27 protein-coding genes and 2 pseudogenes are annotated in these 22414 nt (G+C 56.6%); 11 read left to right on the top strand and 18 right to left on the bottom strand.

Features of this window, described 5'->3' with window-relative positions:
- The 15 genes and pseudogenes from NDI54_RS20790 to NDI54_RS20720 all read right to left on the bottom strand — a co-directional run.
- Positions 1-370: pseudogene (locus NDI54_RS20790) on the bottom strand (ISH3 family transposase); the annotation flags it as partial.
- Positions 371-897: 527 nt separating this feature from the next.
- On the bottom strand, positions 898-1089 hold the full coding sequence (locus tag NDI54_RS20785) for a hypothetical protein (protein WP_310898246.1): 192 nt from the start codon (positions 1087-1089) through the stop codon (positions 898-900).
- Positions 1082-1285: a hypothetical protein gene (locus tag NDI54_RS20780; RefSeq protein WP_310898245.1), complete on the bottom strand. Its 204-nt coding sequence runs from the start codon at positions 1283-1285 to the stop codon at positions 1082-1084. The genes NDI54_RS20785 and NDI54_RS20780 overlap by 8 nt, the downstream gene beginning before the upstream one ends.
- 56 nt (positions 1286-1341) lie before the next feature.
- Positions 1342-1572 (bottom strand): hypothetical protein, encoded by a 231-nt coding sequence (locus tag NDI54_RS20775; RefSeq protein WP_310898244.1) that lies wholly within the window; start codon positions 1570-1572, stop codon positions 1342-1344.
- On the bottom strand, positions 1569-1781 hold the full coding sequence (locus tag NDI54_RS20770; RefSeq protein WP_310898243.1) for a hypothetical protein: 213 nt from the start codon (positions 1779-1781) through the stop codon (positions 1569-1571). The genes NDI54_RS20775 and NDI54_RS20770 overlap by 4 nt, the downstream gene beginning before the upstream one ends.
- On the bottom strand, positions 1772-2086 hold the full coding sequence (locus NDI54_RS20765; RefSeq protein ID WP_310898242.1) for a hypothetical protein: 315 nt from the start codon (positions 2084-2086) through the stop codon (positions 1772-1774). The genes NDI54_RS20770 and NDI54_RS20765 overlap by 10 nt, the downstream gene beginning before the upstream one ends.
- Positions 2083-2373 carry a hypothetical protein gene (locus NDI54_RS20760; RefSeq protein ID WP_310898241.1) on the bottom strand — a complete coding sequence of 97 codons (291 nt, stop codon included), beginning with the start codon at positions 2371-2373 and terminating at the stop codon, positions 2083-2085. The genes NDI54_RS20765 and NDI54_RS20760 overlap by 4 nt, the downstream gene beginning before the upstream one ends.
- Before the next feature lie 157 nt (positions 2374-2530).
- On the bottom strand, positions 2531-2671 hold the full coding sequence (locus NDI54_RS20755) for a hypothetical protein (protein ID WP_310898240.1): 141 nt from the start codon (positions 2669-2671) through the stop codon (positions 2531-2533).
- Positions 2672-2771: 100 nt separating this feature from the next.
- Entirely contained in the window at positions 2772-3299 is a 528-nt protein-coding gene (locus NDI54_RS20750) for a hypothetical protein (protein WP_310898239.1), read from the bottom strand.
- Positions 3296-4054, bottom strand: a complete 759-nt coding sequence (locus tag NDI54_RS20745) for a hypothetical protein (protein WP_310898238.1) — start codon at positions 4052-4054, stop codon at positions 3296-3298. Before NDI54_RS20745 ends, NDI54_RS20750 begins: the two co-directional genes overlap by 4 nt.
- A gap of 38 nt (positions 4055-4092) precedes the next feature.
- Positions 4093-4557, bottom strand: coding sequence for a hypothetical protein (locus NDI54_RS20740; protein WP_310898237.1), 465 nt, complete (start codon positions 4555-4557; stop codon positions 4093-4095).
- A gap of 35 nt (positions 4558-4592) precedes the next feature.
- Positions 4593-5273, bottom strand: a complete 681-nt coding sequence (locus NDI54_RS20735; protein ID WP_310898236.1) for a hypothetical protein — start codon at positions 5271-5273, stop codon at positions 4593-4595.
- A gap of 85 nt (positions 5274-5358) precedes the next feature.
- A complete protein-coding gene (locus NDI54_RS20730; protein WP_310898235.1) occupies positions 5359-5865 on the bottom strand; it encodes a hypothetical protein in 507 nt (168 codons plus the stop codon).
- Positions 5866-6013: 148 nt separating this feature from the next.
- Positions 6014-6859, bottom strand: coding sequence for a DUF6884 domain-containing protein (locus NDI54_RS20725; protein WP_310898234.1), 846 nt, complete (start codon positions 6857-6859; stop codon positions 6014-6016).
- A gap of 55 nt (positions 6860-6914) precedes the next feature.
- Positions 6915-7451: pseudogene (locus NDI54_RS20720) on the bottom strand (DUF6610 family protein); the annotation flags it as partial.
- Positions 7452-7498: 47 nt separating this feature from the next.
- Here NDI54_RS20720 and NDI54_RS20715 point away from each other — a divergent pair.
- From NDI54_RS20715 to NDI54_RS21500, 11 genes are all read left to right on the top strand, one after another.
- Complete coding sequence (locus tag NDI54_RS20715) at positions 7499-8668, top strand: ISH3 family transposase (RefSeq protein WP_310898233.1); 1170 nt, start codon at positions 7499-7501, stop codon at positions 8666-8668.
- A gap of 284 nt (positions 8669-8952) precedes the next feature.
- A complete protein-coding gene (locus NDI54_RS20710) occupies positions 8953-10368 on the top strand; it encodes a lamin tail domain-containing protein (RefSeq protein WP_406600217.1) in 1416 nt (471 codons plus the stop codon).
- Complete coding sequence (locus NDI54_RS20705) at positions 10365-10664, top strand: DUF3006 family protein (RefSeq protein WP_310898231.1); 300 nt, start codon at positions 10365-10367, stop codon at positions 10662-10664. Before NDI54_RS20710 ends, NDI54_RS20705 begins: the two co-directional genes overlap by 4 nt.
- Before the next feature lie 200 nt (positions 10665-10864).
- Positions 10865-11893, top strand: a complete 1029-nt coding sequence (locus tag NDI54_RS20700; RefSeq protein ID WP_310898230.1) for a Cdc6/Cdc18 family protein — start codon at positions 10865-10867, stop codon at positions 11891-11893.
- A gap of 219 nt (positions 11894-12112) precedes the next feature.
- Complete coding sequence (locus tag NDI54_RS20695; protein WP_310898229.1) at positions 12113-13069, top strand: hypothetical protein; 957 nt, start codon at positions 12113-12115, stop codon at positions 13067-13069.
- Between the two features lie 2 nt (positions 13070-13071).
- Positions 13072-13392, top strand: coding sequence for a hypothetical protein (locus NDI54_RS20690; RefSeq protein ID WP_310898228.1), 321 nt, complete (start codon positions 13072-13074; stop codon positions 13390-13392).
- Positions 13389-14036, top strand: a complete 648-nt coding sequence (locus tag NDI54_RS20685; RefSeq protein ID WP_310898227.1) for a hypothetical protein — start codon at positions 13389-13391, stop codon at positions 14034-14036. The genes NDI54_RS20690 and NDI54_RS20685 overlap by 4 nt, the downstream gene beginning before the upstream one ends.
- 15 nt (positions 14037-14051) lie before the next feature.
- Positions 14052-16202 (top strand): type B DNA-directed DNA polymerase, encoded by a 2151-nt coding sequence (locus NDI54_RS20680; RefSeq protein ID WP_310898226.1) that lies wholly within the window; start codon positions 14052-14054, stop codon positions 16200-16202.
- Between the two features lie 86 nt (positions 16203-16288).
- Positions 16289-17230, top strand: coding sequence for an ImmA/IrrE family metallo-endopeptidase (locus NDI54_RS20675; RefSeq protein ID WP_310898225.1), 942 nt, complete (start codon positions 16289-16291; stop codon positions 17228-17230).
- 361 nt (positions 17231-17591) lie between these two features.
- Positions 17592-17801 (top strand): type II toxin-antitoxin system HicB family antitoxin, encoded by a 210-nt coding sequence (locus tag NDI54_RS21570; RefSeq protein WP_455032231.1) that lies wholly within the window; start codon positions 17592-17594, stop codon positions 17799-17801.
- 140 nt (positions 17802-17941) lie between these two features.
- Positions 17942-18439, top strand: a complete 498-nt coding sequence (locus NDI54_RS21500) for a hypothetical protein (RefSeq protein ID WP_406600216.1) — start codon at positions 17942-17944, stop codon at positions 18437-18439.
- Positions 18440-18488: 49 nt separating this feature from the next.
- On the opposite strand, the gene NDI54_RS20665 is transcribed toward NDI54_RS21500, so the two are convergent.
- From NDI54_RS20665 to NDI54_RS20655, 3 genes are all read right to left on the bottom strand, one after another.
- Entirely contained in the window at positions 18489-19343 is an 855-nt protein-coding gene (locus NDI54_RS20665) for a hypothetical protein (protein ID WP_310898223.1), read from the bottom strand.
- Positions 19343-20101 (bottom strand): PQQ-binding-like beta-propeller repeat protein, encoded by a 759-nt coding sequence (locus NDI54_RS20660; RefSeq protein WP_310898222.1) that lies wholly within the window; start codon positions 20099-20101, stop codon positions 19343-19345. Before NDI54_RS20660 ends, NDI54_RS20665 begins: the two co-directional genes overlap by 1 nt.
- A gap of 688 nt (positions 20102-20789) precedes the next feature.
- A complete protein-coding gene (locus NDI54_RS20655) occupies positions 20790-22304 on the bottom strand; it encodes a PAS domain-containing protein (RefSeq protein WP_310898221.1) in 1515 nt (504 codons plus the stop codon).
- Positions 22305-22414: the final 110 nt, after the last annotated feature.

The following is a 22414-nucleotide window of genomic DNA, read 5'->3' as shown; positions in this document are numbered from 1 at the left end:
TTGCGGGGACGGCCCGACGCATTGCGAGGGCCGTCCCCGCAAACCGGCACAGCATGTTGATGAACTCCTCAAACGACCACTTCCAGAGGCGACGCCCGCCACGACGGGGCGTCGCCACATACTCCCAATGGAGATACCGCCAGACATTCTGCAAGAGTAGACTAACCACGACGTACAGCAGCCGTACAACCGGATTTTGTGTCGTGGTTGTTACAATGCTTTGTTCGGAGAGTCGGTAGCTGGCCTCGATACCGAAGCGTTTCGCGTAGTGGTATCGAGCATCTCGTGGCGTTTCAATGAACGGCGCGTCAACGGCGTAGCCGTGACGCGCCACTCCGTGTTCGTCGTACCGTCCATTTTGGTAGGTACAGAGCGAATGGGAACCACACATCGAAGAATTAGAAAACCATCGGCGTAATTAGCGTACCCACCACATGCTGCAAGGGCGTAGTGACCGCCATGAGCGGCAGTATCGTACACACCCGTACATCCGACTGAGATGGTATCTGCATTGGATTCGTGGAGCGAGTTGTACACTCTTGCATATTCGAACTCTCGAACGTACGAAGAGATGGTTTCAGAACTCAGGCTGTCGGGGCGGTCAGGGTACGACTTCGGGCCATCTGGAGTTTCCCCAAAGGTTCCGGAGTCGTTATATGAAGCGGTAGTCCTGGCATTGTTGTCCGTGGTTGGAGCGGCACATCCCGCAAGATACGTACTGCACGTGACGAGTCCTGTCTGGAGTACCGTTCGCCGGGAGGGCACAGTAGTTCGGTAAATTTCGGTTCGGGTGATAAGTTTTCTGTCGGTGGCTACACGCTACCTGTCCAGTACGCACACTTATTGAACAGGCGTTGCAGCCAGCACCATGGCTAAAGAAACTGCCTTCTCACCCGGTCAGAGTTCCGTTGCCTGCATCTGCTTGTGTGCATCGGGATTGACCACCGGGATGACGCCCTCGATCTCCTCTTTACCGTACTCCTCACGAATCAGGTCGTGGATGTCATTCGCAAGAGCAACGGCCTCGTGTTCAGGAAAATCTGCTGGTTCGACGCCCTCAACGACAATGAACAGCTGGTCGTCACTCATTTTCGACCTGCTCAACGAGTAGCATCGTTTCAGGCAGTCCGCCGCGAGAGGTCGACAGGAACTCGGAGGTCTCCAGTGTCTCTATAATAAGGCCGACCAGTTCCTCTGAGGCGTCGGCAAAGTGAACGATAGCGTCAGGGTCGGGGTAGTTGTCGTACTGCTGTACAGCCGTCTCTTCTGTCTTGTTCTCGGTCATATCGGTAGGCAGAGCGCCTTCAATGGGACGCCCCTCACCCTGTTGGGGCACAGAAATTACACGACGACTTGCCCCTCGGCATCCGATTCATCGCGACGAATCTCGCGTGCCCGCTCTCGAAGACGAGACTGCACTGGCGTCCGATTCTTGTGCTGATTCTCGTAGGCGAGATACTGCTGGATCGTCTCGATTGAGTGCATACAGTTGATGCCAGCGACGATTACCTGGAGATGGTCAGCTTCCAACAGCCGTTCGGGAGGTAACTTGTCGAGAATTGGGTCGCTCATATATCCCCTCCCCGGAAGTCATCGAGTGTCGCCTGTGCGTTGCGTTTGTACCGACAGTCGGGGTAGTAAGTTAGAAGCGTCTCGTCGACGGCATCCCAGAACCCGACTTTGTGGGGTTCAATCGACCGCCAAAACCGGGCGCGTGCCAGTGCGGCCGTAACTCGCTGGCGTTCTTCACGACACCAACTCTCGCGCTCGATCATCGCCATGTCGAGGCTCCCTCCGGCCGATCCGCCATGTACGAGGTGGCGAGATCCAGACCAGCATCGAGCGAGCCTCGCGTCCCGACCAGTTTGGTCGCCCGTTCGAGCGTCCAGCCGTCGTCGCCACCTTTGAGCAGGACTGTTGCTCCGTTGTCGGGGATGTGCCACCCGATCGTATCGTTGCCAACGGCGAGAAATTCCCACTCACCGACGGCAGCCTCCTGTGCCGCGCTCTGTGTGTCAATCAGCGCATCTGAGCGTGGGCCACCAGCGCCGAAATCACCCAATGTGGCCGTCCCTGCTGCGTTCATGCAGCGACCTCCAGCCGGTCCCAACCGGCGAGTTCGGCTTCGATGGCGCTGATGATGCTCATGACCTGTTGCTCTAGCGTGACTGCCTGCGCACCGTCGACGTCCAAGAGCGAGCGAAGTTCGAGTACGTCCGGGAAGTCGATGCTGTCTGAGCGCCGGGCTACAGCACGGAGGACAACTGCTTGAACATCAGCGCTGTCGGGCTGCCCTTGGACAGTTGTCGCGATGGACTCGACGAACTGCGAGGTAGGTGGCTGCGACAGGTCTTCCAAACGACGGCAGGACATATTTCGAGACATCCTCTCACCCACCAGAGGAACACAAAATTGGGGCTCGCTGCCGCTGTGACTGGAGTTTTGTGCTTACTGTGCTGGCTGAATACCTGCTCAACAAGACTGCGAATTGAACATGGCCTATCCAGTCAGAACCACCTGATGATACGAATCACTCGTCGTCTTCGAGTGACTCTACCGCGTTTTGAAGCGCTTCCAGTGCCCGCTCCAACTCCCCAGACAATTCAGGGTCGTCTACTTTTTCCTTTACAATTCGAATCTGTTTTATCGCCTCATTCAGTCTGTTTGTCATTTATATACCTGAACTAGCAAGCCCATACGTCATAATATTTGGGTTCCCTGTACTGCTCATTAACGGATTAGACCCACCAGTTTCGAGGAACTACCGCCGGCTACCCAATCCATCCGCCGATCTCGATCTGTGTACTGTCTGCCGGGGGCTCGCCTGTTGTCTTCCCAATTGAGTCAAACGGGGGCTCGACGAGGCGCGGCACTTCATCGTCGTATGTCCGGCCGGGGCGTTTCACACAGTCGAGCGTGATGATAGGACTACACTCACTACAAGAGTGCGTTGCCCCGTCGAAGCCGTTGATACTCACCGACCAGGAGATAACACTTGCGAGCCGATACGTCTCCGTTGCTGGCCGGCGAGTACTGTCAGACGAGCAGCCAACAGCCTCGCAGACATCACAGGTAAGTAGATGGTCTCGATCTGCTTCGTGGAAGAGCGAAGCGACCTGCTCGACGTTGTCGCGGTCCTGAAGCGCACACTCACCGCAAATCGGGAACCGGAACACATCGTCTTCTCGGTCGACCTCGTCGGGCCACCGGACGTAGGTGTACGCCTCACCGGAGATATCAGCCCTCTCTCCACAGAACCGACAGCACTCAGCCGTTGCCTCGGGCTGGATGTCGGTCATTGAGACCACCGTGCAAGTGTTGACTGCTCGCGAGTAGTGTCCACGGGACAGAGAAAGCGCCATTTATACCGTTCACGGATCGGCTTGTTCTCGCGGTTGCTTGCTTGCCCTGGTTCTCGATAGCCCGTACAGGTCCAGCCCTTGTCTTGCAGCGCCCGAACCATCGCTCCGTCGTAGTCTGAGCGAACCCACGTTAACAGGAAGCGAGTGTCACGGTCGTCACCCTGCAAGAATCGCTCCTGTGAGCGGGCCAGCGCTGCCGACGCGAGGTTCGGCATCCGAACGCCCATACAAATCCGCGCGGCCTCAACGAGCGAGTCGCCAGAAATCACTTCGCTGTCAACGACTGGTGTGTCCGTCGACGGAAGCACCCGCTGGGCAGTTGCTCGAATCTCCGATGGAAGGCTGTCGATCTCGACTGGTTCAGGACAGAGCTGGCCGTCGACGCCGTACCGGATTCGCTTCTTCGAGATCAGTGGATACCGGTAGGTGATGGCCCCGACTAGCGAGTCTTGGAAATACAGCCCGTGGTGAGCGAGATTGACTGACGGCAGTGACCCCATGTAGGAGTGATGCGCCTCGTAGACGGCGGCTGCGGTTTCTCTGCCGATTGGCTCCACGGAGACGTGATCGGCAAACCGAATCCCGAGGGGTGCCGTGAACGGGTCACCGTTGGCGTGAATCGGACAGGAACACTCCCCCGTGTCTGCTGGCGGGCGATGCTGGAACGACTTCGACGCTGAGTGTGTGGACATCCTCTCACCCTCCAGAGGACCACAAAACTGCTATTGAGTCACCACGGGGTGATCACAATCCCGGTGTCTGGACCTTCGATATACACTGGTTCGCACCCTCGGTAGAAGATGGTGAACCGCTCAGGCTGGTACGCAGGATGCTTCGCAAGCGTTGCGATTGCACGGCTCACGTCAGCTGGCGGGAACTGCGGGTCGCCTGACCGGAGGGCAAGGCGACCAGACTGGAGTATGTCCCACGACTGGAACTGGTAGTCAGCTGGGGGAGTGAACGTTTCTCGGGCTGTTGCGACAAGATACTCAGCACCGTCGACAACCTGTGCGGCTATCGGATACCGGGCAGACTCTGGACGCACAGTGAGAGACCCATCGAACGCAGGGACCACTTCATCTTGCCAGACAAATGTCGAAGGAGGCTTGACGACTGGAATCGGTTGCTCGTCGACGGTCGATTCGTTACTGTTCGTGGCTGATCCATCACGGACTTCGGAGGTTGGTTCTGTCATCCTCTCAGCCACCAGAGGAACAGAAAATCGCCGCGTCAGTCGAGGCCGGGGAGTCGTTCAGCAATGATGATGCCGTCGCTCGGCCCCTCCAAGTACAGTGCTGTGTGTCCACGAAAGTAGATAGTGTAGCGGTCTGGAACGTACTGGTGGCCGGGTGAAAGCGTCGCGATGGCCTTCGACAAGAGCCGTACCGAGAACAGTGGGTCGCCGCGATGATTCGCCAAGCGGCCAGATTGGAGCGGGTCCCAGCTGTCGAACTCATGATCCGCTGGTGGCGTCAGTGTCGTCCGGGCCGTAGCGATCAGGTAGTCAGCACCCTCGACGACTTTGCCAGCGGTGTTCGCGACGTCTGGAATGAATACCACATTCCCCCCGAAGTCGGTTATCGCCTCGGTTTCCCAACGCAATGCTTCTGGATGGCCGTCGACCGGCACCGGCGGGCCTCGGAAGCCCTCGCTTCGGATATGGGATTTTGCTTTGCTCTCGGAACCGAATGTCTCCCCGCAGGTACACTCGAACGATTCATCGTTGCGATAGTAACCGTCAGTATCCTGTGAGCGGACCAGTTCGCCGTCGTCGTCCATGTAGATGGTGTCGACATACCCCCACGAGTACGACACCTCGATCTCATGCTCTTGCCCGGGCTTGCTGAAGTCGAAGCCGGCTTGCTGGTCTGGCTGTCCGTCCTGCGTTTCGGTCAGGTCAGTTGCAGTCATCCTCTCACCCGACAGAGGAACAGAAAATCGCCTGATACAGCGTATTAACCAACAGAAACGATGAGTGTTGGTTAAATACGAGGTGTTAGTGCGACGACCACCGTTTCAGGTCGCTCTGGGCGTTGGTCTGTCCACGGAACGACAGCCGATCGGCCATTGGAACGCTCACCGCTTCGCCGTTGCGAGCCACGTAATTATTCAGATATCGGTGGTCATCGTCGCTGTAGCTGCCATCCTTGTTTGGCTCGCTATCGGGCGAGACGTAGATGATGCTGAACGCCGGCAAGCCAAACACTCGAGTTTGCGAGATTTGTAGCACCATCGCGTCACCAGGCCCGTGGCAGTCAATAACATCCCCGCGATGCAACTGTTCCCCGAGCGGTGTTCGAGTGGCTTCCGACCGGGAAAGTCGCTGTCCGTCGCGATGGGAGTTCCACGGCTCAAGTGGATCTAGCTCTTGGTTCGGGCAGATCCGTGCTGTGGAATCGTCGATTAGCTCCACGACGTACGGGTTTTGCTGGCCGAAGTGGTACTTATAATCCGGAGACCGCCGGGCTCGCTCAATGTGGGTCTCGACTGCTTCGGCTGCCATCTCTCTGGTTGGGAACAGTCCCTGCCAAGAGCAATAATCGTCTGAACAGACAGTCAAAAATCCTGTCCCCGTCGCCCGAATTATCTCGCGATCAAGCGGCGTGTCAACTTGGATATCCGCTGCTCGCTCAATATCGTGGGTTTGCGTGCTATCCATCCAGTTCTCCCTCCCCGCCGTCGGTCGCGAGACTCGTCTGTCTCGTGGCAAGGAACCGCTCAGGGACGTTCTCGAATGCATCCAGCCCTGCCTGCTCAGTCCCCTCGACGTCGACGCCACTATGATCTGTTTGCCACGTAGCAGAATCGCGCTCGAAGCCCCCGTCAAAGGCCGAGAGTTCTGATCGTCGGGCTGGAGCCGCTGCCGACGAGAGTTCTTCGGCCCGGTCTGAGAGCCAGCTCATCTGGTCGAACATCCCGCCGAAGTCCTGCTCCTGGAAGGGGAAGCGGACTGTCGCTTTCGGGGGAAGGGCAGTGTACGTTTCTCGCCCGGTCCGAATCGCAGTTGGCCGTCCGTCGAAGCTACCGCGCTCACGCAGCGCATCGACGTAGTCGCTGCCGGCGAGAATGACCAACTCTCGACAGGGGGACTCCTGTTGATCGGCAGCGTATGGCCGCCGGAGCCAATCGCCCAGTGATGAGTGGACACGGAGCGCCCACCGATCTAGTCGGCTCTCAACTCGGTCGCCTGACGGCAGCCGATAATTGGCTTCTCCTTCGATGGGTTCACCGCGCAGGTCTTCTATGGTCGTATCGTACGGGGCGACCGTCTGCCGAGGCATCAAGATCCCGTGTTCTGCAGAGAGAACCGCCCAAGTGTTCGCTCGCCGGTCAGCGGTTCGAGCCCACTGGACAGCCGCCTCAGCATACGTTCGCTTGACTGCGAAATATGACGATGTGTAGAGGTTGCGGGCCTCAGCTGGATCGTCGGTTTTCGCGTCGCCGCATCCGATGAGTACGAAGCGGCCACGAGTTCGCTCAGTCTGTGTAGTAGTCATCTGTCTCCCTCGCCCTACGGGGAGTTACAAAACCTCTGAGACGACACGTTCGGCTCTAGCCGTGAACTTCACTGGGAGTGAGTCCTGACCGGTATTCCACGCTGTCTCGCTCGTGTTGGCTCCGGTACGCGAGCGTCTGTCCGTTCTCGTACTCAACGACAATCGCATCCTCAAGGCCATTCATAGTCGCTCTCGAACCGTCAGCAGCCCAAACAGGGTCCATCGGTTCCGCTGTTAGCGGGGTCCGGTCTTTCTCAACGGTGGGCCACACCTCCCGCGATTTCCAGTATGACCGGATGTGTCGCAAGCTCTCTCGAACCGTCTCCCGAATCGAGAGGTGGTCTGCATTGCCGTAGCCATGTGGTGAGAAGTACTCCCCGTGAAGCGCCGCCAGATGAACCCCGTTCCAGTCGACGCCAACGATATCGGCTGGCTCCTCTCCGGTCACACGCGGCTGTGTTAGTTCCTCGATTACCGGATACTGCTTCGTGGGACTTGCCCCCAATAGATGCACGCGCCGCCCTCGCCAGTCCACGATGTCCGTGTACTCGTCAGCAGTCTGGTCAGAATATCCCATCGGGTATCCCAAGATTCAGTACCTCACAAAGCCCGTTAGTTGAGAAGTCTGCTTGATGAAGTGTGACCAAACACCAACAGCAAGCAGACGATGAAATCCACGAGGACCAGCTCCTTAACTTTCTCGTCAACTCGCTTGACGAGGAAGTTGTTCTTGGACTCGGCAACAACGCTGAAATCGATGCTGAGGATATCTTAGAGGTCCTCGTCGGCGCATGCGCCGACGGGACCTCGATATCTGAACTCTGTGAGACCAGTGAAGATTCTCCCCACGAAAACACGGTTCTGTACCATCTCCGTGAGAAGTTCGACCTAGCGTCGGTTGAACAAGTCGGGAACGCACTCCTCCAAAAGGACGTTCTAGAGATCCTTCCCAAGCAGGTGGAGGTCTGCGCAGACCTCCACCTGCGACCCTACTACGGTAACGAGGACGAAACAGCTGGCCTCTACCACTCAGAAGCGAAGCGTGGAACCACCGCATTCCATGCCTATGCGACACTCTACGCGCGTGTGAAGAATAAACGGTACACGCTGGCGGTGCGCCGTCTTGTCGACGGCGACACCGCCAGCAGCGTCCTCGCCGAGTTTTTTGGTCTCCTTGACGGCCTTGACCGCAGCGTCAAGGCCGTCTATCTTGACCGAGAATTCTACGATAGCAAGTGTCTCACGCTTCTTCAGGCCCACAATTACGCGTACGTGATGCCGGTCGTCCGGTGGGGAAAGACGATCAAGCAGGAACTTTCGGAAGGATGGAGTCGTGTCATCCAACACGAGATGACGGGGAAACTCGACGGTCACAGCTGGACCGTCGAGTTTCCCGTCTATATCGACTGTACCTATCAAAACGGACGGTACGACGAACACGGAGTGGCGCGTCACGGCTACGCCGCTGACGCGCCGTTCATTGACAAACCACGAGATGCCCGATACCACTACGCGAAACGCTTCGGTATCGAGGCGAGCTACCGACTCTCCGAACAAAGCATTGTGACGACCACGACGCAGAATCCGGTTGTACGGTTGCTGTACGTCGTGGTAAGCCTACTCTTGCAGAATGTGTGGCGGTATCTCCATTGGGAGTATGTGGCGACGCCCCGCCGTGGAGGGCGTCGCCTCTGGAAATGGTCGTTCGAGGAGTTCATCAACATGCTGTGTCGGGCAGCGTGGACGGCCCTCGCGGTGCGTCGGGCCGTCCCCGCAAACCGGCCACCGGACGACCGGTTCCACCGGTAATCACCAGGCAAGGACGCCACCTTTTGAGTGGCAACGCTGCCGCGTCGGCGGCTGATCGCCGCCGACAGCGGCAGCTCCCCCTTCGATTAGCGTCCCTCGACCACTATCGACGACTCATCTCGACAGAACAGGTGACTCAGGTCAGGTTAACTGGCGATGCTTTGTGAGGTACTGATGTTTGTTGAGCAACTGGTTGGAACATTGCATCTGGAAATATAGCTGCCGGACCATCTGTCTCCCTGGCCACGGAGTCTATGACGCTCGATATCATACGAAACCGTATCATGTTCAAATCGCGAGGGCTATCGATACTTCTTTTCGTAGTCGTCCTCCTCCTGGCAGGCTGTAGCGGGTCTGCACCAGCAGATATCTCCACAGCCGACCCAACACCGTCACCGTCGCCCACTACTACGGACACCACAACCGCGAACGGCACAGTCCAAGTCCACTATATCAATGTCGGCCAGTCAGTGAGTACGCTCGTCGTTGGGCCAACTGGTGAGACGATGTTAATCGACACTGGTCATTTCACCGACGATGGCGAGTACGTTCTGCAGTATCTGCAGCGACACGATATCGACCGAATCGATCATCTCGTCGTCTCACACAATGACGCCGACCACATCGGTGGGAACGCTGTGATCATCAACTACTACGAGACCGAAGCCAACGGCATCGGTGCAATCTATGACCCGGGAATCGCTGCGAGTACACAGACCTACGAACGATATCTCGATGCGGTCGAAGAACACGGCGTCACACTGTATGAAACCCGAGAAGGCGATTCGATACAGTTTGAGGGCGTCGACACGCAGGTGCTTGGCCCACCAGAACCATACCTCGACAATGACGGCCGCAACGAGAACAGTATCGTTCTCAAGCTCACTCACGGCGAGACAAGCTTCCTCCTGACCGGTGATGCCGAAGACGATCAGGAAGCGTATCTCGTCGATAAATACGGCAATCAGCTCCAGGCGACTGTCCTGAAAGCTGGTCACCACGGCTCATCGAGTTCAACCAGCGGAGACCTGCTAGATGCCGTCCAGCCCGGAGCGGTCGTCATCTCCAGTGCCTACGACTCCCAGTACGGCCATCCCACAGACGAGGTCCTGCAGCGCCTGCACGACCGGTCAATACCCGCATACTGGACGGCAACCCATGGTGACATCGTCCTCGTCAGCGACGGGGCAGGCGTTTCGGTTCGGACACAACAGGCTGCGCCGACGGACCCGCTTGCAATCCGTGACGGCGAGCCTGTCGAGCCAGGAACCAGTGGCACTGTTGTAGAGCGTGACCGACTCGGTGCCACCCCAGTCACTACACAGACGGCAACTATCGTGACTGACGGTGGGACGACGGGCACGGCCGACTCGCTACAGATTGCAGACATCAACGCTGATGCCGAGGGCGATGACCGCGAGAACCTCAACGACGAGTACGTCGTGTTCGAAAATACTGGTGAGGAGTCACTGGACCTCTCGGGGTGGACAGTCGAAGACGACGCCGGGCGGACGTACACGTTTCCGGATAGCTACACCCTGGGTGCGGGTGAGACAGTGACGCTGTACACTGGTAGTGGGACCGACAGCGACACCGATCTCTACTGGGGGTCGGGATCACCGATCTGGAACAACGGCGGCGACACAGTTACCGTGCGAAACAGTGACGGGGATATCGTCCGTCAGGAGACATACGAATGACAGACTTGGATGAGGTGGCAGACGGTGAATACACTGCAGTCGTCGATTCAATCGAAGATGGACTCGCGACTGTCTTCTTCGAACAGGACGGGGCTGAGGTAGGTCATGCAGTGATCGACACAACCGAACTCCCCGACGATGCGAGACACGCCAATGCGATTCTGTCGGTGACGCTTGCAGGAGAAGAACTCACTGAGACAGACTACGATCCGGAGCGAACGGAGACGCGACAGGACGCAGCGCAGGATCGGTTCGATCGATTATCCAGTCGGCCACCGACAGAGGATGACGGGTAGACCAGCCATCGGAGGATATGTCCAAGATCTATGAAACACAAGATTTCCGGAAACTTTCGGAAACAGTTCCAGCTACTCCGTCCGTACTCGAACGCAGAAGGGCTTCAGACACGATATCAACCAGACGAGGGACATGTCTTTCCGGAAACGACCCGGCCACGTTTTTATTACGCGCCTCAGAACTACTTGCACAGTAAGGTATGATCCGTGATGCTCGCGTGTTGCGTGCCGGGTTCGTCCCACGAGAAGTCGAGCATCGCGATGCGGAGGTCAATCATCTCTCTACGGTCCTTGAGCCGATCACAAACGGAGATCCAGCCAACACCGCTATCGTCACCGGCCCCAGCGGGACAGGGAAGACGTGTATCTCACAGTTCGTCACTGAACGCTTGCGCGAAGAAGTAATCGACGTTGAGGCGACCTACGTCAACTGCTGGCGTAACTACACCCGCTTCCGCACACTCTACCAGATTCTCGATGACCTTGGCAAGACCATCGACATTCATCGTCAGTCGACACCGCACGACGAACTCATCGACCGACTCCAGCAGTACGACGGCCCTCGAACCGTCATCATCCTCGACGAAGTTGACCAGCTCGAAGATCCAGGCGTCATCTACGACCTGCACAGTCTCCCACAGTTTGCGATCATCTGTATCGCGAACAAGGAAGAAGAGCTGTTCAGTCGTGTCGACGACCGGCTGGTGAGCCGACTCCGTTCCAGTGAACACGTCCGCATGGACAAGTACCACGACGAGCAACTCTACGACATTCTGCATGCTCGTGTAAGGTGGGGGCTTGATGAGGATGCTATCAGTGATGAGCAACTCTATCGGATTGCCGATGCGGCTGCCGGCGACGCTCGCCTCGCAATCGGGATGCTCCGGACTGCAGCTAGCAAGGCCGACAGAGAGAATCACGAACGGATCACCGACGATATTCTTCTCTCATCGGCTGACGACGCCCGTGCCCAGATCCAGCAGAAGAGTCTCGATACGTTGACTCCACATCAGCAGGTCGTCTTTGATATCGTTCGTGATCACGGTCCACTCAGCCCGAGCGAGATTCACGACCGTTATACGGAGAACGTCGATGACCCCCGGACGAAACGGACTGTCCGAACGTATCTCTCGAAGATGGCTCAATACAACCTCCTCGACGCAGAGGGCACAAGTCGGGACCGCGAATACACAGTTATCGACCACGCCGCGCTGTCATCGCCTGAGTAGCCCTCATCACCAAACCGTGTCAAATTGTGCTGTTAATTGTTGCTGCGTGAAACCGGTTGATCTGTGGCGGTTCACGTTTCCTGAAATGGTTTCGGAAACACTGTCTCAGCGGAATAAAACCACCTGACGGCGAACGTATAGAACTGCTGGATTACGTGTTTCCTGAAATCTGGAACGGACACGCCGTCCCTTATCGGATATCTCTGTCTCTTTGTGTGTATGGACGAAGAAACTACGTCGGAGACAACGCCGGTATCGAAATCAGTCCACCGCCCAACACGGGGAGCGGACCACAACCGCGATCTGGTCAAACAGTCCGACCCAGCAAACGAGAACACCCTCCTGCCCTCACTGGAGACTGGTATTACACTCCTGGATATCGAGGGTGGACGAGGTGTTCCGGTTCTCCAGTCGCTTGTCCTCGATCATCTACTTATGCACGACGGGCCAGCGTTCTGGGTCGACGCCAACGGCCACGCGACAACAACTGGACTGGCCCGTCTCACACCCAGCCAACGATTGCTTGACCGAATCCATGTCGCACGCGGATTCACCGCCTACCAGCACTACGGCGCAGTGGACGATCTCCAGACAGCGGTCAATCAGTCTATCCAGGAATCTACCACTGATCCTGGAATGAACGGTCGACAGTCGACAGGAGGCGATGAGGACTCATCCCAACTCACCCCATCACTCATCGTCGTTCCAGCGATTGACGCACAGTATCGGACCGACGACACGCTTGGACAGCGCGATGCAAAGACACTGCAGGCACGGACCCTCGCACAAGTGATTACCTACGCCGAGGGATACGACGTGCCGGTTCTAGTGACACGCACCACGACTGATGCGTTCACCACACCCGTCGAAACAGCTGCTGACCAGCATTTGAAATGTGAGCAAACCAGGTTTGGGCCACGGTTCGTCGGCGACGAGTTCGAGACGCTGGTCTATCCTGTCGACGACGGTGCGTACTACCAGACGACGTTCGCCTACTGGCGACAGGTACTCACTGCCCGTGCCGAACAAGTCGGGCTGGAACCAGTGTCATCCAGATTCAAGCCCAGAACGTCGGGTGATGTTGGGACAGCCGTGACAGCCAACGGCGAGACGAAACCTCTCAGGACAGATCCATTACTCGATGCCTGGACCGCTGTCAGCGCCGGAGGGCGATAACGATGGGGCGCACGAACCCGACGTATCGTGATGCGCTGCGGGCTATCGAGGAACGCTGGGCGGACTTTCGACGAGCACTCCGGAGTCGTGATCAGCCCCAGTTCGACCAGCTGTTCGAGTATGCTCGCAACCATGCTGACGCAAGCGGACTGTTGAACCACCAGAATCCGGTGTTACCTGCACTGTTCAGCATTGATCTCGAACAGGAAGCCAGGCTCGACACACACGAAGAACGTCTCGATGATCTTGAGAAGGCACTCGAAGCCCGACAGGACCGACAGCCCATCGACCAAGACGAGCCGGCGGAGGGGACCCACCGATGACGGAGCTTGCGACCGTCGCATTCGATATTGAAACGACTGGTTTCGAAGTTGGTGATCGGCTCACTGTCGTCGGGTTTGATGCGGACATCAGCTCCCGTGTGTTTCTCAATACCGGCGGAAAATCGTGTTCGCCCCAGCTTGAACAGTGCCTCAACGACGGTCTAACCACCCCGGTCACGCTCTCGATACACGAGCATGAGACAGCACTCCTCGAAGCGGTCACAACGTTCGTCGAGTCCACACTCACTCCACGGGACATCAAACTCGCCGCCTACAATGGAGAAACGTGGAACGGCGGATTCGATTTACCGTTCCTCCGAACCCGTCTCACCTCCCACAGTCTCGACTGGCCGTTCGGGGCTCTCCCATACATTGAGGTGATGGATGTCTTCGAATCTCGGTTCAACACGACCGAGAATACACTCACAGGTGTGTACGACGAACTCATCGGGGACGGACTGGGAGATATAGATCCGTTCGAGGACAGTACCGAGGCTGTTACAGCCTGGAAGACAGGGAACTTTGAGTCGGTCGTTTTGCACAATATTGCAGATATTCGCCGGACACGAGCGCTGATGAACCTTGCCGAACGGTACTGTTCGAAATCCGATTTCTCGATGAAGTCACTCGATCCTGTCGCCTAATGGTTGCTTCAGACAATGACATTCACCATCGACTTCCTTGCTGACGGCCGGGTACTCGAATGGGACGCGACGAACGATAGTGCCGTTGTGATCGAGCGAAACGACTACACGCCACGTTTCTACGTTGCCCAGCGCTCACCGGCTACCGATATCGACCTCACGGCATTGCGCACACTGTACGAGCGGCACCCGGATGTCGTCGCGACGAAGATCGGCTCTCGGCGACCGGGTTTCCGTCGCCAGGACGAGCGTGTCCTCGCTGTTGACGTTGCCCATATCAGCCGAGTCACGTCACTTGCCCGCCAGGTACGTCAGGTAGACGCGTATCCGATTGGAGATCTTGCGTGCTTCAATGTCGATTTCTCACGGGAGTTTCGCTACTGCCTGGAGAACGGTCTCGATCCAACGCCAGCAACGGCGCTGTCGACACTCCGGCTTAGCGTCCCAGTAACCGAGACAAGCAAGGACACATACGCGGAACTGGAAGTGGCTGGCGAGTCCGTTAGCGGCTCACCAGAAGATATTCTGACTGCCGTCCAGACGGCAGTCGAGACACACGATCCGGATATTCTGGTCTGTTCGACGAGCGATATTATTCCGACGCTGTACGAGATGGCTACAACCACCAGTAGCAGTGATTTCACATTGAGTCGGTGGCCCGAGGTCGACTATCAACAACTCGCGAGTCGCTCAACGTATTCGAGCTACGGCCGCGTTGGTCACTCTCCGGCCCGGTACAACGTACCCGGTCGGGCGATCATCGACGAGTCAAACACGTTCTTCTACGGAGAAACGAACCTTGATGGCGTCCTTGACCTTGTCTCACGGTCAAAGAAGCCAGTTCAGGAACTCGCCTGGGCGTCAATCGGAAATGTCCTCACCGCCATTCAGATCTGTGAAGCCCATGATCGGGGCGTCCTCGTGCCGTGGAACTCCTGGCGACATGAGTTCTTCAAACCGATGGGAACACTCCATGACGCCGACCGCGGCGGCTTCATTTTCGCACCCGAGGTCGGTCTCCATGAAGACGTTCACGAGCTTGACTTCTCCAGCCTCTACCCAAACATCATCTGTACGCGCAATGTCTCGCCGGATGTTATCCGGTGTGACTGTCACAGCGGCCGCAACGACGTGCCGGGACTGGACTATGCCATCTGTGACGACCGCGGCTACCTCGTCGATGTGCTCCAGCCCATCATCGATGCTCGCGACGAAATCAAGGCCGAAATCCGTCGCGAGCAGCAGTGCGAGGAGCCCGATGAGGACCGACTCCAGGAACTTGCGGGGCGATCAGATGCACTGAAATGGATCCTTGTCGCCTGTTTTGGCTACCAGGGATTTAGCAACGCGAAGTTCGGACGGATCGAATGCCACGAGGCAATCAACGCGTTCGCTCGTGAGATACTGCTGACTGCGAAACAACGGCTCGAGGCTGGTGGGTGGCGAGTGGTTCATGGTATCGTCGATTCGATTTGGGTCACACCGGATCCCGATGTTGCAGCTGATCAACGCGAGTGTCTCGACACGATTGCGACCGACATTTCAGAAACAACCGAGATTCGGCTTGAATACGAAGCGCAGTATGACTGGGTTGCCTTCGTCCCACAGCGTGAGAGTGACGCCGGCGCGCTGACGAAGTATTTCGGCAAGGTGTCTGGCGACGACGAGTTCAAAATCAGAGGCATCGAAGCCAGGCAGCGATCAACACCGCAGTTTATCGAGGATGTCCAGCGAGAGTGTCTCGAACGACTTGACGAAAGCCGCTCGCCGGATTCTGTCCTCCGTTGTCTCAGGGCGGCACTTGTGAGCCTTCATCGTGGCGACGTAGCAGTAGATCGACTCGTCGAACGGAATCGTGTCTCGAAGCCACTCGACGGATACACACAGGACACACAGAACGTCGCAGCCCTTGAGCGTGCTCACAACCAAGGTCTTGCCGTTCATCCCGGACAGGATGTCGAATACGTGGTTGTCGACGACCAGAAGTCCACACAGGAACGTGTTGCACTCTCTCACGAGGACGTTGAGATGTATGACCCAGCGTACTATGAGACGCAACTCATTCGCGCAGTCGAAAGTGTCCTCTCACCGCTTGGATGGGACCGAACAGACATCCGAGAAGCACTTTCCGAGACAGAGGAAACGGATCTCTCACACTGGATATAGCTCCGCACTGTGACCAACCCACCGCGTCCGTGTTTTGTAAGCCCCCGAGGGGTGCGGGGCAAACACAGTGTCTCGCAGGATTCGAGATGGCTTCGAACACGACCTCGCGAGTGCAGTTTCCTTCCAGTGACACTCGCACAGACGAGATGCATCGTACGATCGAACAGTGGGCCGAAGAGTTGATCGACAGCGTCGAAGCAGCGAAAACAAGCGAGCAGTTCCAGGCGTGGCTTGATGTCCAGAGTCGGTTCCACGACTATTCGTATCGGAACACACTGCTGATCGCACGCCAGTGTCCCGAGGCGACGAAAGTCGCTGGTTACCGGACGTGGCAAGAGGAGTTTAACAGACAGGTTGAGGACGGCGAACAGGCCATCTGGATCTGGGCTCCGATCATCGCCAAGCAGTGTCCAGAGTGTGGAAACTCTCCCAACTACCACGCTGACACTGACTGTGAGTACGATGAGACACCACCCGAAGAGTGGTCGGAGGGACCTGTTGCGTTCAAACCCGTACCTGTCTTCGATATCTCTCAGACGGAAGGTGAGCCGTTGCCGGAACTGGACACGGACGCACGCGGGGATGCCACTGACCTCTTCTCTACTGTCTTTGCTGCAGCCGAAACGCTCGATGTACAAGCAGAGATCATCGACGCTGACGAGTGGGCACACGGGGCTGCAAACGGAATCTGCCAAACAACGGACCCAGACACGACACAGCCGATTGCAGAGATTCAGGTCAAGGACAGCGAGAACACGGCAGCCGTTACTGCAGTCCTGATCCACGAGTACGCGCATGCGCTCTTGCACAGCGGCGTCACCGACAAACCCGAGCGAGAGAAGCGAGAGGTCGAAGCCGAGGCCGTGGCCTACGTTGTGGGTCGGTACTTTGGGCTGGACATGAGCGGCTCAGCCCTGTATCTCGCAGCCTGGGAGTCCGAGGAGGCTGATACGATTCTGGAACGACTCGATCGCATCAGTCGGACAGCAACCCAGGTGATTGAAGCGACAGATATATGTGACGAATGATGACATCGGTATAGAACTGGCCAGAGTGGCTATAGTTAGTTTTGAGAGTATTGTATCAGTTACAGCAGACTCTCTTATCAAAACGACCCAAATCGACTGAATACGAGACGGAGACCACGGTCATCGTCGATTATGTTACAGACGGACCCTTGTGGGATTAAATCTCTGTACTGGATATCTGTAACAGAAATCTGTAACAGTTTGATATAGTACACCATCTACAGATGAAACAAGGTGAGTGCCTTGGGGTTCGATCCCGAGGTGGTTCACATCCCCAACCCCCATCATTGGCGGCCACTTTCCACACTTCGGCGTCCAACGTTCCTGAAACGGTTTCGCCCCAAGATGAGTAGCCAAGTAAATGGTGTGTGCTGAATCCGGAAACAACGATAGAGGCGGACGTGAGATCCATCTTTGCGAGAACCTATACGGGAAGTGGACTGCACGAAATTGCCAAGCTGAAATCTCTGCCCAAGGGGAAACCAGATATGCGGCGCTGGAGAACCTTGATGCCGTGGTGGCCGCGCTAAAAGGTGATGGCGGTCACGAACCCATCGACGAGAACATTTAAGAGCTTGGCTTTGATCCCGACACAGGGTGACGAACTGCCTGACATCCTGACGTATCACGGATGGGGAAAACGGGACTTCGTAGTACTTGGGGTAGCCAATCGGAATGATATTCTGTTTCCTGTAAGAAATGCCCGTACGGATGGTCTCCCGTCGAACGATCGCGCTCCTCCTTGGATTGGCGCTTGTGAGTGGCTATGTCCTGTATGATACCGCCGCTGGGCCCTCCCAACCCACATTGACTGTCGAAAATAATGACACAGCAGCGCATCAAGTGTCAGCGTATACCGTCGACAGCAGAGAGGAAGCGATGTACCTGAATTTCGCAGTCACAACCACAGATGGCGGACACAGGCTCAAGACATTCTCGCAGTTAGTCTGGCCGGATAGCGATCGGAACGTGACCTTAGCTGACGATGGCGTCCCCACCCAACAGATCACCGTCGCGCCCGGCGAGACGGCGACGACCACGATTGATGGGTGGACGCGTGGGGACGTGACGGTGTACATCGGTGAGAAGATCGGGGAGAACGAGACACACGTCTATACGAATATACGGACGTGTCCCAGAACTGGCCAGGAACACAGCGTGACCTTCGAGGAAGATGGTGGCATCAGTGGTGGCGCAATCTGTGCCTGAGTGTTGCGCTGGTGACGACCTGCAACAGTGCGAGCATTCACAAACGCAGTTACCGACGCTCCTCCGACCGTACATCGCTCGTTCCAGTCTGGTTGGCTGGGATTGACGCTGCACTGTGAGAGTCAACCGAGAACACGATCCCGATGGCAACGGCGTGAATCGGCGCCACAACCGCAGTACTCAGAAACCCACCGGCAACCGGTACGGTCGCGAGACCCCAGTAAGCGAGGCCAATGACGATGATGAGGCCGGCGATGGTCATGCCCTGACCGTGTGAGCGATGATAGCTCTGCCTGAGTGCCCTGATAAAGCCACTTCCGGTGACCAACAACGCAGGAAACAGGAACAGACGAGTCAGGACGAACAGGACCATCGCAAACAGCACGAGTCCAAGCAGCAAATTACTGATATCAGCCGAGAAACCGCCGAACAGCTGCGGGAGTGAGACGAACGCAGCGAGTGCGATAAGATACCTGCTCAACGCACGAGGACGAGTGTCTGTATCGAGTACCCGTGCAATCGTCAGCCACCCGGCAATCCCGACTGCGAGTGGAACGAGGATTTCGAGGCCGACAGCCCAGAGCAGATATCGTGGTTTGAGGTCGATCAACGCGCCAACGTGTCGAACCGTTCGTGCAGTCCCCTGCGGGAACACTGCATATTTGATACTGACCGACTGACTGAGTGCGTCGGTCGATGCCATCGGAATTGGGTCGTGCTGGCGAAGCCAGTCGCCGAGTGCAACCAGTACACCAACGACAGCAAAGGGGACAGCGAGTACAGGATCACGACGAATACGCCCCAGTGCAGACGTGAGCACGTCCAGGGTAGACAGTCGTGTCGTCGAGACTGGCTGTCCGACCGAAGACACCGTCTCGCTTCCGTCTCCATCGTTTCCGGACATTAGGCTTCCTCCAGTGCGAGTATTTGGCGACGATTTGCCAGGTAAAGGGTCCCATCACCGACGATCGGTGGCGAGAAGGGGACTTCCGAAGGCCGGTACTCGAACTGTTTTGCACCCGTAGCGACATCGAACGCCGCCAGTGCCCAGCGGGAGTCCACAGCGTAGACGCGACCGTCAGCGACAACCGGCGTCGTTTTTCCGTCGAACGGTGCTGTCCACCGTGTCTCGCCGGTTGCCAGCGAGAGTGCATGCAGTGACTCCTGTTCATCGGCGACGAATATCGTCCCGTTGGCTACTGCTGGCGTGCTATCGGTCGCATTCCCGTCGAGGTTGCGTTCCCAGCGGAGTGCGCCATCGGATCGGGCACGCAACTGAACTGATTCGCGTGTCGGAATGACGACGCCCTCGTCGGTCGCTACTGGCGGCAGAACCGTCTGTTCCTCAAGTTCATGGTGCCAGTGTTGGTCACCAGTATCAGCATGATACGCAGTAACCTGTTGGGGCCATGCGGTGACGAACACGATGCCGCCGTCCACGGCGGGTCTGTTGTACGGGCCGCTGACCCCGTCGTCTTTGTGATGGGTTTGTTGCCACAGAACCTCCCCATTGTCCGGATTCAGTGCGACGACGGAGTTCGTCCCCGGTACTGCTGTGTATATTCTCCCGTTTGCAGTGACTGGGGGTGTTGATTCGGCCGGCCCGAAGAAACCGGGCGTCGGCGATTGTGGTCCTGCCCATCGCTCGCCACCGACTCTCATCTCTGTGAAGGGCAGTTTTCGCCCGCCATTCGCGTTAAGCCCGTAAACCCCAGCGGGTCCGGTTATACCGAACGTCTGGGTCTGATAGATCGAAGCTGGGGCGATCGCTGGACTCGAGTGATAGGGTCCCTGGAAACTGAATCGCCGTTTCCCAGTCTCGGTATCGAGTGCAAGCAGTCCGTTGCCTCCGATATATAGCGTCTTCCCCCGGCGGATGGGTTGGGTACTCCCCCGAAACCAATCCGGTGCCCGGTGTGTCCATGCAACCGCCACATCGTCTTTTGGACCTGATGCTTTGGGGTTGTACCCGGTTCCGGGTGGGTCGTACCGGCCCATCGGCCAGTTGTAGGCTGATTGGTCGCCTGTGTGTTCTTGTGCTTCGAGAGACCTGAGGCTAGCTGACCCGGTAATTCCCAACGCGGCTACTCCTAGAAAGCGACGTCGTGAGGAGGGCATCTGGTCGCTGAATTATCACAAGCGGAATTATTGCTGTCGGTCTTCTCACCAGATTCAGCTACGACTGTGGTTCGATGATCGATCAATACTGCTCGACGAGCGGCCAACTCCACACGACACTCAACGCGATGCAACAGGCCGTCTCGCCCGGGTTGTTCTCTGGCCAGCATTACCGGGAAGCACCTGATCAGACAGTGGTCACAGAAGCGACCGAGCGAATTCAACGACTCAGTTACTCAAGCGGTGACGAAGCCCCATCTACCCGTGGTAATTTAATACGAACAACAGTCCCTTGACCTTTCGAGGCCTCGACGTCGATGATCCCGCCGGACAGAAAGACGATTAAATAGACCAGCCACAACCCTAATCCTCTTCCGTGTTTCAATGGCTCTACTTCTTGCGTTCCAAGCAGAATTGCAATCTCTTCCGTTGGCAGGCCGGGTCCGTTATCCGCGATACTGATCTCGACAAACTCATCTCGTACCTCACTTGTGAGTTGAAGTCTCGCTGGCTGTGTATCAGTATGGACTACCGAATTCAGGAGCAACTCTTCGATTGCGATATCGATTGTTGGGATAGCCTCTATCTGTTCCTCACATGCTTCGATCTGGATGTCGGCGTGAGGGTAGTCGTTCGTAACAGTGGTAACAGCAGGTGCCACTATCTCATCAACCGTATACGTCCGAGACTCTGGTGCTTTATCGAGCAAACCTACGATCTTCCGGTGTTTCTTGATTACTGCCTCCAGTTGATCGATTTCATTCTGAATCCCTTCGACAGCGTCTGGGACATCATCGGTCACCGACTCCGCTAACGAATCGACATAGCCTCGAATAACTGTCAGCTGATTCGAGAGATTATGCCGTAACACACGATGCAACACGCGAAGCTGACGCGTCGCTTCTTTCCGATCAGTGACATCCTGCTGAAAGCCAACGTAATTCGATAACTCTCCATCTTCGTCATATACTGGGGCAATCGTGACGCGGTTCCAGAACTTTGTTTCATCCTTACGATAATTTTGCAACTCAACGGTCACCGGTCGCTCGGCATCAATGGCGGCTCGTATTTCTGCAACTGGTTCCGACGCTGTCTGCTCACCCTGTAGCAACCGACAGTTCCGCCCCAGTACGTCTGTTTCACCGTACCCAGTGAGGTCTGTAAAGCGCTTGTTAACGTAGGTGAGTGGATTGTCTGGTTGTGCAGGGTCGGAGAGTGTTATGCCAATCGGGGCCGTTTCAATAGCGCGGTTTTTGCGTTCGAGCTCCCATTGGCGTTCTTTTCGTTCTGTGATGTCTCGAGTTACCCAAAGTCGGCCAAAGTACTCGTCATCGTCACCAACAACCGGAGCAGAATACCACTCTACAACTCTCCCATCAGACAGAGTGAGTTCCCCATCGCCAATCTGGTGTGGATGGTTTTGAAACTGGTCAATATAATCAGCTAACGTCTCTGGAGAGGTCAACTGGGGGAGGATATGCTCGAAAAGAGATTCGTTGGTTTCTCGATCAAGTGTGTTGTCAGACCACTCCCAGAAGTCACGAAACCGGTCGTTATACGACAGAATCTCGCCATCGTCACCAATTACTATAACGCCATACGGAACGGTCTCGTGTTGGGAATTAAGCAGTGATTGTCTGAATTGAAGCTGTTGTCGTTGGTGACGGCTCTTCCAGTTTCGGAGGGCACGATGAATCACGTCGGCAATGTCGCCAGCGAACTGGATTTCTTGTACTGTTGAACGCAAGACAGCGGCGTGATTGAAATTTTGACATGCAGATTTCTGCCAGTATCAACCCTTTGTCGGCATAATCTGAGACCAGACGATTCAATTTCAGGTCTCCTTCTCGGTATTCA

The organism is Haloarcula terrestris (assembly GCF_031624315.1).
GTDB lineage: Archaea > Halobacteriota > Halobacteria > Halobacteriales > Haloarculaceae > Haloarcula > Haloarcula terrestris.
The sequence above is the reverse complement of the archived record's forward strand: the minus strand, read 5'-3'. Positions and strand labels throughout refer to the sequence as shown.

Coding starts and splice junctions, on each gene's coding strand:
- NDI54_RS20785 (WP_310898246.1), bottom strand. CDS start 1,089: ATGAGTGACGACCAGCTGTTCATTGTCGTTGAGGGCGTCGAACCAGCA.
- NDI54_RS20780 (WP_310898245.1), bottom strand. CDS start 1,285: ATGACCGAGAACAAGACAGAAGAGACGGCTGTACAGCAGTACGACAAC.
- NDI54_RS20775 (WP_310898244.1), bottom strand. CDS start 1,572: ATGAGCGACCCAATTCTCGACAAGTTACCTCCCGAACGGCTGTTGGAA.
- NDI54_RS20770 (WP_310898243.1), bottom strand. CDS start 1,781: ATGGCGATGATCGAGCGCGAGAGTTGGTGTCGTGAAGAACGCCAGCGA.
- NDI54_RS20765 (WP_310898242.1), bottom strand. CDS start 2,086: ATGAACGCAGCAGGGACGGCCACATTGGGTGATTTCGGCGCTGGTGGC.
- NDI54_RS20760 (WP_310898241.1), bottom strand. CDS start 2,373: ATGTCCTGCCGTCGTTTGGAAGACCTGTCGCAGCCACCTACCTCGCAG.
- NDI54_RS20755 (WP_310898240.1), bottom strand. CDS start 2,671: ATGACAAACAGACTGAATGAGGCGATAAAACAGATTCGAATTGTAAAG.
- NDI54_RS20750 (WP_310898239.1), bottom strand. CDS start 3,299: ATGACCGACATCCAGCCCGAGGCAACGGCTGAGTGCTGTCGGTTCTGT.
- NDI54_RS20745 (WP_310898238.1), bottom strand. CDS start 4,054: ATGTCCACACACTCAGCGTCGAAGTCGTTCCAGCATCGCCCGCCAGCA.
- NDI54_RS20740 (WP_310898237.1), bottom strand. CDS start 4,557: ATGACAGAACCAACCTCCGAAGTCCGTGATGGATCAGCCACGAACAGT.
- NDI54_RS20735 (WP_310898236.1), bottom strand. CDS start 5,273: ATGACTGCAACTGACCTGACCGAAACGCAGGACGGACAGCCAGACCAG.
- NDI54_RS20730 (WP_310898235.1), bottom strand. CDS start 5,865: ATGGCAGCCGAAGCAGTCGAGACCCACATTGAGCGAGCCCGGCGGTCT.
- NDI54_RS20725 (WP_310898234.1), bottom strand. CDS start 6,859: ATGACTACTACACAGACTGAGCGAACTCGTGGCCGCTTCGTACTCATC.
- NDI54_RS20710 (WP_406600217.1), top strand. CDS start 8,953: ATGTTCAAATCGCGAGGGCTATCGATACTTCTTTTCGTAGTCGTCCTC.
- NDI54_RS20705 (WP_310898231.1), top strand. CDS start 10,365: ATGACAGACTTGGATGAGGTGGCAGACGGTGAATACACTGCAGTCGTC.
- NDI54_RS20700 (WP_310898230.1), top strand. CDS start 10,865: ATGATCCGTGATGCTCGCGTGTTGCGTGCCGGGTTCGTCCCACGAGAA.
- NDI54_RS20695 (WP_310898229.1), top strand. CDS start 12,113: ATGGACGAAGAAACTACGTCGGAGACAACGCCGGTATCGAAATCAGTC.
- NDI54_RS20690 (WP_310898228.1), top strand. CDS start 13,072: ATGGGGCGCACGAACCCGACGTATCGTGATGCGCTGCGGGCTATCGAG.
- NDI54_RS20685 (WP_310898227.1), top strand. CDS start 13,389: ATGACGGAGCTTGCGACCGTCGCATTCGATATTGAAACGACTGGTTTC.
- NDI54_RS20680 (WP_310898226.1), top strand. CDS start 14,052: ATGACATTCACCATCGACTTCCTTGCTGACGGCCGGGTACTCGAATGG.
- NDI54_RS20675 (WP_310898225.1), top strand. CDS start 16,289: ATGGCTTCGAACACGACCTCGCGAGTGCAGTTTCCTTCCAGTGACACT.
- NDI54_RS21570 (WP_455032231.1), top strand. CDS start 17,592: ATGGTGTGTGCTGAATCCGGAAACAACGATAGAGGCGGACGTGAGATC.
- NDI54_RS21500 (WP_406600216.1), top strand. CDS start 17,942: ATGGTCTCCCGTCGAACGATCGCGCTCCTCCTTGGATTGGCGCTTGTG.
- NDI54_RS20665 (WP_310898223.1), bottom strand. CDS start 19,343: ATGTCCGGAAACGATGGAGACGGAAGCGAGACGGTGTCTTCGGTCGGA.
- NDI54_RS20660 (WP_310898222.1), bottom strand. CDS start 20,101: ATGAGAGTCGGTGGCGAGCGATGGGCAGGACCACAATCGCCGACGCCC.